Here is a 12313-nt window from a genome sequence, read left to right as displayed (position 1 = left end):
AAGGCTGACGTCTTGAAATTATGACATTTTTTTGCCACATTTTGCTTGATTGACGCCCCAACCGTGGGCGGCGTGCCCCAATTCCGATTGCTCCGGATCACGGCGCGTAATGTGTGTGACGTATGAGTTAACGATTTGGTGGTATTATGTATGAAAGATACGACAAGCCGCTTCACCCGCCTTTAAGGTACAAGTCCATGGAGACCGAGGGAAAGGCTCTGGACGAGGCGAAGGTGAATGCTGCGATTTCGGATCTTCTGCGTGAGGAAGAGCCCGAAGAGCCCGAGGCTGAACCCGCGAAAGCACAGCTCAGCTTTCCTGAACTGCCCAAGCAGGCGGAAATAGACGAGAAAGCAGAACCCAAAGAAACCGGTCTAAGGGCGGCAATACTTCAGAAATTAGCCGAGCTGCGCGGCGCAGCTTAGGCTTCGGTTTATTCAGGGTGTATCGGCGCGCAATGTCGCGCCCTTTGGCGTGTTCGCCACAGCTTAAAAAAATTCGTTGATCCTGTGGCATAAGGCATGTTGCCTATGGAAGCGCTTCGCGCCTTCATAGCGGTTCGAGCCATGACGTAAGAGCAGTTGATGCCCGGCCCAAAGCCAACCCATGTAGAACCCGATTTGCACCTGCCCAAAGCCGTGGACGTCGTAGTCATTGGCGGCGGTATCGTAGGCGCGTCGACAGCCCTTGAATTGTCTGAACGTGGCGCATCCGTGCTGCTATGTGAAAAAGGCCAGATCGCAGGTGAGCAAAGCGCACGCAACTGGGGATGGGTACGGCTTGGAATGCGCGACCCAAGGGAAATCCCGCTTATGGTCGAGGCGCTGCGCCTGTGGCAGGGGCTGGATCAGCGCATCGGCCGGAAGACTGGGTATACGCGGTCTGGTATCCTTTTCGGCGCATCCGGCAAGCGAAGCCGAGGTCAACTGGAACGCTGGCTGCAGCACGTCGACGGGTTACAGACTGGTGCGACGTTGGTGGACAGGGCGGATTTGAACGCGCTTTTACCCGGCAATCAAACGGATTTTGACTGCGCCCTCTACATGCCGCAAGACGGGCGGGCCGAGCCGCAATGGGCGGCCCCCGCGATCGCCGAAGCCGCGCGGGAAAGGGGCACCGTGCTGATGACCAATTGTGCTGTGCGAAGTGTCGATTTTGACGGCAACCATATCTCTGGTGTCTTTACCGAGCGCGGTCGTGTTGCATGTAACTATGCGGTTCTGGCCGGTGGTGCCTGGTCCCGACTTTTTGCTGGAAACGCCGGGATTGAGCTGCCGCAGCTTAAGGTTCTGAACACGGTTCTGCGGACTTCGCCGGTTGATGGGCCGGACACTGCGCTTTGGGCTGATGCGTTTGCCCTGCGAAAACGCGCGGATGGAGGATACTCAATCGCGTCTGGGCACGAGAATACCGTCGACATCGTACCTGATAGTTTTCGGCTGGTCAGGCAATTCCTGCCCGCCTTTGCGCAGGAATGGCGATCCTTGCGCTTTCGCCTATCGAACCGGTGGCGCGTCGAAGCGCGCGAGGATCGAAGCTGGCTGCCCACCGATGTAACTCCGTTCGAGAAATGTCGGATTCTTGATCCAGAACCGTCCGCCAAGGTGCTGCGGCGCGCCTGGTCAAAAGCGCGCAAGGGGTTTCCATCGCTGGAGAAAGCCGAAATCATTCAAAGCTGGGCGGGTATGATTGATGTGACCCCGGATGCGGTGCCGGTGATCTCGGGCGTAGATGATATGCCGGGCATGTACATCGCCACCGGATTTTCCGGCCATGGCTTCGGTATTGGTCCGGCAGCGGGCCGCCTGATGGCCGATCTGGTCGCGGATACCACGCCGTGTGTCGATCCGGCCGCTTTTCGCCTGTCCCGTTTCACGGATGGCTCCAAAGTGCGGCCGGACCCCGGATACTGATAGATTAGCCCATCATCTGATAGCTGACCGGAACAAAGCGGAACCCGTCCCCACGGGTTTCAACAAAGCCTGCCGCTGGGAAGGGCATGTGATAGCCGATCATCGGCACCTTGTCGGCGGCCAGCATCCCCAGCACGTTGCGGCGCGATGCAGTGGCTGCAGCTTTGTCCATGTCAAAGACAACTTCCCATTCCGGGTGGGCGAAGGACCAGACATAGTGGTTCGCTAGATCCGCTGTCAGAACAAGGCGCTGCCCGTTGCTTTCCAGATGATAAACCGTGTGCCCCGGTGTGTGCCCGTATGCAGCGACTGCGGTGATGCCAGAAGCCACCTCGCCACCATCCGCAATAAAGCTCATCTTTTCTGCCAGCGGGGTCACTTTGGCAGCGACCAGATCACCGACGCGATTGCCAGCGTCTTGTGCAGACCAGAAGTCATACTCGGGCGACGCGGTGACATAGCGGGCATTGGCGAAGGTTGGCGCGTCATTGGTTGTCATGCCGCCGATATGGTCGGGGTGCATATGGGTGATGACAACGACGTCGATCTGATCTGGGGTTACGCCGGCATCGGCCAGCGCGGCCTGAATACCGCCTTGTCCGAGGCCGGTGTCGAACAAAACAAGCTCGGACCCGGTATTGACCAGCGTTGGGGTAAAGAAAAACTGCGCCACATCAGGCGAGATGAAGTTTTCGGCCGAGACCCTGGCAAAATCCTCATCCGATGCGCCGCCGCCAAAGATGTCCTTGGCGCCGTCGCGGGGCAGGCTACCATCAAGCAGCGTCGTGACGGTGAACTCCCCCAATTTAAAGGATTTGGCGATGGTCGAATTGGCTTTGGTCTCAACGCCTTCGGCCAATAACGGTGACGCCGCTGCGGCAAACGGCAAGGCTGCTGCGGAACCAAGTGCCGCGCGACGGGTTAGTTTGATGGTCATTTTGCTTCTCCCTGTCAGTGTACTTTGGGTGAGGTAGGTCGGCGCACGTCTCTTGCCAGATTATAAGCAGGCGATCCGGGCTGCGTTAATGAACAAAGCGTGTTTGTATTTGCTCCTGCGGCCAACCTGAACGCCTTTACTGGACAATTGGCCAATCCTGTGACAAGAGCCGCGCCAACAGGAGAGCTCCATGACCACGACCCGTTTCGCCCCTTCGCCCACCGGCTTTATCCATGTGGGCAACCTGCGCACTGCCCTTATGAACTATCTGATCGCCCGCAAGGCTGGCGGTACGTTTATCCTGCGTATCGACGATACCGATCCTGAGCGGTCGAAAGAGGAATATGTCGACGGGATCAAGCAGGATCTGGAGTGGCTGGGCCTGCATTGGGACCGGGTCGAGCGTCAGTCAGAGCGTCTTGATCGGTACGCCGAAGCGGCTGACAAGCTGCGCGAAATGGGCCGGTTCTATGAGGCGTTTGAGACGCCGACCGAATTGGACCTCAAGCGGAAAAAGCAGCTGAATATGGGTAAGCCGCCGGTCTATGACCGGGCCGCGTTGAAATTGTCGGAGGCCGAGAAAGAAGCCCTGCGCGCCGAGCGTGGCAATGGTGTGTGGCGTTTCAAGCTGGATCATGAACGGATCGAGTGGACTGACGGTATCCTGGGGGATATTTCGATTGATGCGGCTTCGGTCTCTGACCCGGTTTTGATCCGCGGTGATGGTCAGGTTCTTTATACGATTGCCTCGGTCGTGGACGACACCGAGATGGGCGTGACCGATGTGGTGCGCGGCTCAGACCATGTGACCAACACCGCGACGCAGATACAGATCATCGAGGCACTGGGCGGAAAATGCCCGCGTTTCGCACACCATTCGCTGCTGACCGGCCCGCAGGGTGAGGCGCTGTCGAAACGTTTGGGCACCTTGGCCCTGCGCGACCTGCGCGAACAGGGCGTTCAGCCGATGGCGCTGCTGAGCCTGATGGCGCGTCTGGGGTCGTCAGACCCGGTCGAACTGCGCTCGGACATGGCCGAGTTGATTGACGGTTTTGACGTCAGCCGATTTGGTGCCGCACCAACAAAATTCGACGTGCAGGACCTGTTCCCGTTGACGGCAAAGCACTTGCAATCCCTGCCATTGGCCGACGTTTCTGACGCGGTTTCAAAGGCTGGTGTGCCGGACGAGCTGGCCGAAGACTTCTGGGCCATGGCACGTGAGAACATCACCACTCTGGGTGACCTTAAAGGCTGGTGGGAGTTGTGCCGCGATGGAGCCGAGCCTCTGATCGCCGATGAAGATCGGGAGTTTATCGCTGAGGCCGTCGCTTTGCTGCCGGAGGCTCCGTTCGATGCAGAAACCTGGGGCACATGGACGAAAGCGGTGAAAGAGGCCACCGGCCGCAAGGGAAAAGCGCTGTTCATGCCACTCCGCAAGGCGCTGACTGGCATGGAACGCGGGCCGGAAATGGCAACTCTGCTGCCACTGCTTCAGGTGATCCGCGCGCGCGATTGATCACAGCGTATTTGAATTCGTTAAAGGCAGGGCCAAAGAGTCCTGCCTTTTTTACACAGTCTGAACGAACCGGACTGCAAGGCGGTGCAGGCGGTCGTCTACAAACTCGGTCTCGTGTGATTTCAGCCGCTGGTGGCGTGTGTATCGCGGTTCGGCTCGGTCATTGAGGATCGGGGCCTCCCACCCATCGGTCGTGGCAAAGAACCGATCTGCGCCGTCTTCCCCGAAGGCGCGCAGATATCCCTGCACCACGACGTCGATATAGCTGAGCAACAGCGGATGGCGGTTGGTCGGGTCGTTTTGGCGTTCGTGCGGCACTGCGTAAACGGCGATCTCAACGTTGTGGGTCAGGGGATGCGTGACCGACTGCGTGGCGCGCACCCGGTCATAGGCCCATTCCCGTTCATCCAAAGCGGCCCAGTCGTTCTTTGGGACATGGGCGATCATCCCTTCGATTTCACAGTCCGGGTCCGGGACTGCGGTCAGGAAGGCCACCGGGCGTAGATCCGTGTGTCGCCATGCGCGCCGCCATCCCTTCAACCGGGCTGGGCGCGGATCGGGGAAATCATGCGTTGAGAGGTTCACAAGGCTGCCGTAGCCAAAGAAATAAGGGTCAGCCATGGGCTCATGTCCTTCAAATGCGATTGATGTATGTCAAACCGCTTTTTTATCAGACATGCAATAAGGTCTTACGCTGAAGTGAGGGAGGGCATCATGCGGATTACCAAGCGGACAAATATTGCAGTGCGGCTGTTGATGTATTGTGCTGCGCATCCGGATCGGTTGGTGACAAAGGCCGAGATCGCGGATGTCTGCAATATCTCGGAAAACCATCTGGCACAGGTGATCAACCAACTAAGCCAGCTGAACTACCTCAGCACCCAACGCGGCCGTAACGGCGGCATGTCTCTGGCGCGCCCTGCTGATCAGATTCGTATCGGGTCGGTGTTCCGCCATGTGGAGGGGAATCTGCCGATTGCCGAGTGTTTTGCCGATGCCGACAACACCTGTCCACTAACGGATGCGTGCCGATTGCGCGTGGCGTTGCGGGATGCTGCCGAAGTCTTTTACGCCTCGCTGGATGAAATTACGTTGGACGCGCTGGTCTGTGACAATGACCGGCTGTTGCAGATCCTGCAACCGGTGGCCTGCGTCCGCTAGTCCGTAGCGCGTAGGATACGGGCCGGGCGAACCGCCAGGGGGCGTAGGGCAAACAGAATGCCTGCGGCCAGTGTCACGGCGATGCCGGCAAGGACAATGCCCAGTGCCGATGGCCAGATGACAACGAACCCGGTGTCAAAGATATAGGTGGCAACGGCCCAACCTCCAATTATACCAGTCAGCAGGGCAACGCCGCCTGCTGCCGCGCCAAGAAGGACCGAGCGCAGCGCAAAACTGAACAGGATACGCCGTCGGTCTGCACCTAGCGTCTTGAGGATCGCGGATTCATAGCGACGCGCGCTTTCTCCTGCGGCGGCGGCTCCGATCAGAACCAAGAATCCGGTCAGCAGCGAAATGCCTGCCCCGTAAGAGGTTGCCGCCGCCAATCCCGCCAAAAGACCTGACACTCGGTCAATTGCGTCACGCACCCGGATAGCAGTGATGTTCGGAAACTGCCCGGCCAGATCACGCAGGATGGCGGCCTCAGCATTCTCTTCTGCGTAAACAGTGGCGATAAAACTGTGCGGGGCACCTGCCAGGGCTGACGGATTCATCGACATTATAAAGCCCATGCCAGCGGTTGAAAAATCAACTTCGCGCAGCGAGGTAATCTGCGCGGTGATATCTCGGCCCAGGATGTTCACGGTCAATTCGTCGCCAAGGGACAGACCCATTTCTTCGGCCTCTTCTGCCGCGAAACTGACTTGTGGCACGCCCGCGTAGTCGTCAGCCCACCATTCCCCTGCCGTGATCCGAGCGCTATTCGGTGGAGTGGCAGAGTAGGTCACGCCCCGGTCGCCATCCAGAACCCAATGATCTCCTGCCACCTCGCGCGCGGGCTGGCCGTTGATCTGCGTGATGATCCCGCGCAGCATCGGCGCGCTTTCGATACGGCTGACGGCGGGATCAGAGTCCAGCCGTTCGGTAAAGCCGGGCATCTGGTCTTTTTGGATATCGACAAAGAAATACGACGGCGCCACATCCGGCAAGTTGCCCGAGATCGCATTGCGCAATGTGCCGTCGATCTGACCAACAGCGGCCAAAACCGAAAGCCCCAAGCCCAGAGACAACACGACCGAGGCCGCCCCTTCACGCGGATCCGAGATAGCGGACAAAGCCCACCGCAGGGCGGGACGCCCGCGCGCCGGGGTGGCGCTGACGCGGGCCAGTTTGCGGATCGCAACGGCAGACAAGGCCAAGAGAAGAAGCGCGCCCACCAACCCTCCGCTGGTCCAGAGTGTCAAGCGGGTCGAGCCGCTGAACCATGCCGCTGATCCGACCAGCAGCGCCAGCCCGATACTGGTTGCCAACACGAACTGTATGCGGGGAAGGGTGCGCGCCGAAGATAGCGCATCCCGGAACAGTGTCGCTGCGCGTACCTCTTCCGTGCGGGCGAGGGGCCAGAGCGTGAACAGAAAAGCTGTCAACGCTCCGTAAAGTGCGGCCTCGGCCAGCGGACGGAGATAAAGCGCAAAAACCGCAGGTACCGGCAATTGAGCCTCAATTAGCGGAGCCAGCAGAACAGGAAGCACACCACCCAGCACAAGTCCTAAAAAGATGCCGATGCCAGACAGGACACCGATCTGTATCATGTAGGTTTGAAAGATCGTCGCGCGATCCGCGCCCAGAGTCCGCAGCGTCGCGATGGTTTCGGTCTTTTGCGCCAGATAGGCCCGGACGGCGGCTGAAACACCAATACCCCCAACAGCCAGCCCGGATAGCCCCACAAGAACCAGAAAAGCGCTGAGGCGGGCGACAAACTCGGCAATCCCCGGAGCACCATTGCGCGCGTCGGTCCAGCGCATGCCGGTGCCGTCGAAACTCTGCCGTGCGGCGGCTGACAGGCTGTCCAAGTTGGTGTCAGGCGGTAGAACCAGTCGGTACTTGGTGGAAAACAACGTTCCCGGCGCCAACAGGCCAGATGCCCGCAGGTCTTCGGTCCGAACCAATGTGCGCGGCCCCAGGGCAAATCCATCTGCCGCACCGTCCGGTTCGTGGATCAGGGCTGCGGTCAGCACGAAATCCTGTGTGCCAAGGGCAAAGCGGTCTCCGACGGACAAGCCCAGCCGATCCATCAGCACCGGGTCCATGACTGCGCCGGGCAAATCCTGCGCGCCATCCAAAGCGTTGGATAAGGGCTGTTCCGGGTCAAGCTGGGGGAGGCCCAACAATGGATAGGTCGCATCCACCGATTTTACCTGTGTCAGCGCGCGCTCGGGTTGCTCGCCCCGCCGAACCACTGCCATCGACCGGAAATCGACCACCTCGGAGACTTCCGTCGCGGTCCGAGACATCCAGTCGCGTTCTTCCTTGCTGGCGAAGCGGTACGTGAACTCCATTTGGGCGTCGCCACCCAGTAATGCCGCACCCTCTTGGGTCAGGCCGGTCTGGATGGCTTGACGTACCGACCCGACGGCAGCAATGGCGGCAACACCAAGAGCCAGGCAAGCCAGAAACACCCGAAAGCCCGGTAGGCCACCCCGCAGTTCGCGGCGCGCCAGACGAGCGGCCAGCCTCAGGCTCATTCTGCGGCCTCTCGCTGGATGTCCTCGGCAATGGTTCCGTCTCTTAACCGCACGACCCGGTCGCATTTACGTGCCAAACTGTGGCTATGCGTGACCAAAACCAGAGTTGCGCCGTGCCTGTCGCGCAGATCGAACAGCAAATCAACGATGGCGGCACCGGTTGTCTCGTCCAGATTGCCGGTTGGTTCATCGGCCAGCAAAATCTGAGGCCGCGGCGCGGATGCCCGCGCCAGGGCGACCCGCTGTTGTTCGCCCCCCGAAAGTTGCGCCGGATAGTGATCGCGGCGATGCGACAGACCAACGGCTTCAAGCTCTGCGCCTGCCCGATCAAACGCATCACGATGTCCGGCCAGTTCCAGCGGCGTGGCCACGTTTTCAAGTGCCGTCATCGTCGGGATCAGGTGGAAATTTTGGAAAACGACCCCCATCGCGTCGCGTCGCAATCGGGCCAGCGCGTCTTCGTCCATGTCGGTCAGGTTGTGGCCCAGTGCGGTGATCACGCCAGCCGTAGCCCTTTCCAACCCGCCCAGCAGCATGAGCAGCGAGGATTTGCCTGACCCCGAAGGCCCGACCAGCCCCAGTGTTTCGCCTTGCGATACCGTCAAAGTGATATTGTGCAGGATATTCACCCGCCCGGCATTGCCATCCAGCGACAAAGCGGCATTTTGAAGCGAAAGAACGGGTGTTGTCATAGGTCTGTCCAAATGGGAGTTATCACTTGGGATATGGAGCAGTTCTGATGTTGCGCAAGGCTTTGATGTCGGTGCTGTTTATGTGCTGCGGTATTGCAGCCACAGCCGAGCAGGTCGTTATCGCCGCATTGGGAGATTCGCTGACACAAGGGTACGGGCTGCCGCAACAGGACGGATTTGTGCCTCAGTTGGAGCGATGGTTGCAGGCGCAGGGTGAAGATGTGCGTTTGATCAATGCGGGGGTGTCGGGTGATACGACTGCCGGTGGCGCAGCGCGGGTAGGCTGGACCCTAACCTCCGAGGTCGATGGAATGATCGTTGCGCTGGGTGGAAACGACTTGCTGCGGGGGATCGACCCGGCGGTGTCGCGCGCCAATCTCGAGGCGATTATCCAGGCCGCCGATGCGTCAGATGTTGAGATTCTGCTGATCGGGATGCAGGCGCCCGGAAACTATGGGATCGATTACAAAGAGGCGTTTGACGCGATGTACCCAGAATTGGCTGAAGCTTATGAAACAGGCTATGCCCCAAGTTTCTTCACCGGATTGACTGCCGAAGGCGATCCGGATGCCGCCCGGAAATTCATGCAACCGGATGGCATCCATCCAAACGCCCAAGGCGTGACCTTGATCGTAGAAACCCTTGGCCCCTATGTGCTGGACCTTGCGCACGCGATACAGAAGTGATCAGACGACCGTGACCACCGTGCCGATCGGCACGCGCGCATACAGATCTATCACATGCGAATTCAGCATCCGGATACAGCCGTTTGACGCAGCGCGCCCAATGGTTTGCGGCTGAGTTGTGCCATGAATGCGGAAATAAGTGTCGATCCCGTTCTGGAACAAATACAGCGCCCGTGCGCCTAGCGGGTTGTCGCTTCCGCCGGGCTGCACATAGTCGTTATCCTTGAAACGGGCATAGGTGATGGGTTCACGCTCGATCATCTCGTCGGTGGGGCGCCATGTTGGCCACTCTTTCTTGACGTCAATCGTGGCGGTGCCCGTAAACTCGAGCCCGGCTTTGCCGACACCACACCCGTAGCGGATCGCCTTGCGTGGCTCGGTCACGAAGTAAAGGTAGAAGGACCGTGGCACCACAAGCAACTGGCCCGGCAGAAAGTCTTTCTTGATCCGCACGTATTGCGGCGTGGGATCGTATTCGACAGCTTGGTTCTTTGCCGTTGCAATGCCGGGCACAAGGCCGGCAGCGGCAGATGCTGTCAGGAATGTACGACGCGTGAACATGGCAGCTCTCTTCGACAAAACTGAATAAACCTAGACATAATGTCGAGAGGATAGCCGATTAGGTCAATCGCTGCAGTAAGTAACCTGCATTTGATGTTATCTCGCGGCCACACTTGCGGGCAGCAAAACGATGCAGTGAAACTGTCAGGGCAGGATAGGGCAGAGGAATGCTCTGCCCTTAGAGCTGGTTATACAAGCTCAATGTTGTCAGCGCTTTCGCGGCCGTCACGACCCGAGCGCAGCTCGAACGTGACTTTCTGGTTGTCGGCCAGACCGGTCAGGCCCGAACGCTCGACGGCTGAGATGTGCACAAACACGTCCTTGCCACCTTCTTCGGGTGCGATGAAGCCAAAGCCTTTGGTTGTGTTGAACCATTTAACGGTGCCTGCGGGCATATCCGTTTTCTCCTGTTTTAATGCTGCCCACGGGGTTGCGGCAGCCCGGCGTCGTCGTCTGGATCGAATGACTGAGCGCCGATAAAGGAGACAGTAGGTCGAAGTAGAAAAACGTAAGCGCGGTCCTTATGCCATTGGTAAAGGCGCAGGGCAAGTGGTCTCGGCCAGAGTTGTTGTCCGGGCAATAAACAGCCGATTACATCAGGACCAGTTCAGATATTGTACATCTTGCTTTCCATCGGGAACATCATTCGGATCGCTTTTAGGCTGCTTTCCGAAAGGACCAGTGGTTTTTTGTCCTTCTCTGTTTTTACAGCTCCTTCCGACTGATTGACATGCGGAAGCTGTTTTTGTTTTTTTCCGGCGCGAGAAAACGCTTTCAGACTACGAGTCTGTATCGCTTCGGCTAAAGCAGGAAATTTTCGGTTTTCCATTTGACGTGACAACCAACGATTCAACTCTTCTGTGTTTTCTAGCCGAAACAGACGGTTGATATGGTTGGTGCCCGCGCGATCAAAGGCGTGGGCTTCAAGGCTGAGTGGGGACAGGTTGTCGGTAGAAATCCAACTGGGTGCAAGCTCTTGCCAAGCCGGGTTCATGCCTACCGAGCCGAATTGAATCCAGTGTTCGAAGTCCATCTTGGAGTTCTCATCCCACGTGGGCTGGTAGTTGTAGTTGCTGTCGGAGTCTGGTTTGAAAAACCGATAATAGGACCACAGCATGTCGGCGGGATGTCGGGTGGTCATGAAAAATTTGAGCTTTGGGTGATGGGGGTACAACTCTGCCAGCTTAGCTTTGACATAGGGCGCCGTAGCGTGGGGGTGAAAATTTTTGACCTGACCGGCTACGTCGACTGCAAAGTCCCCGTGTTCCTTGGAAATGTACGGCCAAAGGTGTGTACGAATAGATGTAGAGCCACATCGCGGTTTGGATATGAAAACAAGGCCCTTGGAGAAAAGTACTCTCACAAATTTGATCCTTTGGCTGTCTGTCTGCGGTGGTGTTGGCCAACAGACGCACACTGAAACAGTTTGGTCGTGTTGCCAAGCTTGCAAGCTGTGGCAAAAACAAAAAGGGGGGCGGCGCAACGCGTGATACCCGGCGTATTCCAGGCGTGTTTTGGATCAAGCCAAGGACCGTCGCACGCGATTTTTGGGCGCTAAGCGAGGACAGGAAGCCGCATGCAATGGCGTTTAATCGGATACCGGCAGTTCTTGAACCGTAGTTCTGTATCGTTTGGACGCAATAAAACAGCGCGGTAACTGATCGATCACCTCATCGATCGGGTCATACAGCTGATCCGCCTTTGCCCTGAGGTCCGCCGGAATGTCCTTGGGTGCGCGGTCCCGTCGTTCAGGCGGTTTGAACTCCAGCCCGGTAAAGCGCGAGATGGTATCTTGGTATTCCCAAATCGCGTCATAGTGGACACACAAAACAGGAACGTCTTCGAACGTCACCCATTCCTTGATTTGACGCGCCTGCTGAAGCACGTCGCGCTCGAACAGTTCGTCGTAGGTTCCATTGGCGTGCAGGTGATAGAAGTGCGATTCGATCCAGTCTGGACCATATCCTTCCATCGCGGCATGGACGGAAAACGCGGAATCCTTGGCCGGTCCAAAGCAGAACACGACTCGTGTGTTTTCCGGCCAAGAGGACAAGGACTGGGGGAAGTCATGTGTTTTGTATACGCAGGGTGCACGAAATGTCGCGTCATTCAGGCGGGCGACAAAGCTCGAGTGTTTCACGGCTCTGGGCTTGATTATTTTCAATGATTTTAAAAGAGCCAGGAAAGTCATCGTGCTGCCCGACCGGCCATTGCTTGCGACAACGACGCAGTTTTCCGGGGCATTTTGCAGCAGACGCCGCAATTGCAGCGGCGCAAGCCTTTTTCGGACGCTCCGCATCCATTTTTCCTTGCGGGTTTTGA

At 58.1% G+C, this 12313-nt stretch carries 13 protein-coding genes; 5 read left to right on the top strand and 8 right to left on the bottom strand.

Going from position 1 to position 12313, the window contains the following annotated elements:
• Positions 1-197 precede the first annotated feature (197 nt).
• Both AC2FIT_RS09715 and AC2FIT_RS09710 read left to right on the top strand, forming a co-directional pair.
• Positions 198-425 carry a hypothetical protein gene (locus tag AC2FIT_RS09715; RefSeq protein WP_496828940.1) on the top strand — a complete coding sequence of 76 codons (228 nt, stop codon included), beginning with the start codon at positions 198-200 and terminating at the stop codon, positions 423-425.
• 159 nt (positions 426-584) lie between these two features.
• A complete protein-coding gene (locus tag AC2FIT_RS09710; protein WP_496828938.1) occupies positions 585-1913 on the top strand; it encodes an NAD(P)/FAD-dependent oxidoreductase in 1329 nt (442 codons plus the stop codon).
• A 4-nt stretch (positions 1914-1917) separates the two neighbouring features.
• On the opposite strand, the gene AC2FIT_RS09705 is transcribed toward AC2FIT_RS09710, so the two are convergent.
• On the bottom strand, positions 1918-2850 hold the full coding sequence (locus tag AC2FIT_RS09705; protein WP_496828936.1) for an MBL fold metallo-hydrolase: 933 nt from the start codon (positions 2848-2850) through the stop codon (positions 1918-1920).
• A gap of 190 nt (positions 2851-3040) precedes the next feature.
• Between AC2FIT_RS09705 and gltX the strand changes: the two genes are divergently transcribed.
• Entirely contained in the window at positions 3041-4366 is a 1326-nt protein-coding gene (gene gltX / locus AC2FIT_RS09700) for a glutamate--tRNA ligase (protein ID WP_496828935.1), read from the top strand.
• Positions 4367-4417: 51 nt separating this feature from the next.
• Here the strand turns inward: gltX and AC2FIT_RS09695 are convergent, their stop codons facing one another.
• A complete protein-coding gene (locus AC2FIT_RS09695; protein ID WP_496828933.1) occupies positions 4418-4987 on the bottom strand; it encodes a gamma-glutamylcyclotransferase family protein in 570 nt (189 codons plus the stop codon).
• Between the two features lie 93 nt (positions 4988-5080).
• Between AC2FIT_RS09695 and AC2FIT_RS09690 the strand changes: the two genes are divergently transcribed.
• Complete coding sequence (locus AC2FIT_RS09690) at positions 5081-5527, top strand: RrF2 family transcriptional regulator (protein WP_224891573.1); 447 nt, start codon at positions 5081-5083, stop codon at positions 5525-5527.
• Here AC2FIT_RS09690 and AC2FIT_RS09685 read toward each other — a convergent pair.
• Positions 5524-8052, bottom strand: coding sequence for an ABC transporter permease (locus tag AC2FIT_RS09685; RefSeq protein WP_496828930.1), 2529 nt, complete (start codon positions 8050-8052; stop codon positions 5524-5526). The two genes, AC2FIT_RS09690 and AC2FIT_RS09685, sit on opposite strands and share 4 nt — an antisense overlap.
• Complete coding sequence (locus AC2FIT_RS09680; protein ID WP_496828928.1) at positions 8049-8744, bottom strand: ABC transporter ATP-binding protein; 696 nt, start codon at positions 8742-8744, stop codon at positions 8049-8051. Before AC2FIT_RS09680 ends, AC2FIT_RS09685 begins: the two co-directional genes overlap by 4 nt.
• Before the next feature lie 47 nt (positions 8745-8791).
• Between AC2FIT_RS09680 and AC2FIT_RS09675 the strand changes: the two genes are divergently transcribed.
• Complete coding sequence (locus AC2FIT_RS09675; protein WP_496829262.1) at positions 8792-9430, top strand: arylesterase; 639 nt, start codon at positions 8792-8794, stop codon at positions 9428-9430.
• On the opposite strand, the gene AC2FIT_RS09670 is transcribed toward AC2FIT_RS09675, so the two are convergent.
• The 4 genes from AC2FIT_RS09670 to AC2FIT_RS09655 form a co-directional block, all read right to left on the bottom strand.
• A complete protein-coding gene (locus tag AC2FIT_RS09670; protein ID WP_475184402.1) occupies positions 9431-9991 on the bottom strand; it encodes a L,D-transpeptidase in 561 nt (186 codons plus the stop codon).
• A 188-nt stretch (positions 9992-10179) separates the two neighbouring features.
• Positions 10180-10386 carry a cold-shock protein gene (locus AC2FIT_RS09665; protein ID WP_068338249.1) on the bottom strand — a complete coding sequence of 69 codons (207 nt, stop codon included), beginning with the start codon at positions 10384-10386 and terminating at the stop codon, positions 10180-10182.
• Positions 10387-10598: 212 nt separating this feature from the next.
• Positions 10599-11108, bottom strand: a complete 510-nt coding sequence (locus tag AC2FIT_RS09660; RefSeq protein WP_496828925.1) for a hypothetical protein — start codon at positions 11106-11108, stop codon at positions 10599-10601.
• A gap of 471 nt (positions 11109-11579) precedes the next feature.
• Entirely contained in the window at positions 11580-12290 is a 711-nt protein-coding gene (locus AC2FIT_RS09655) for a hypothetical protein (protein ID WP_496828923.1), read from the bottom strand.
• Between the last annotated feature and the right edge of the window lie 23 nt (positions 12291-12313).

This window comes from Ruegeria sp. YTSA135, from assembly GCF_059610165.1.
This window is presented reverse-complemented; position numbering and strand designations above follow the sequence as displayed.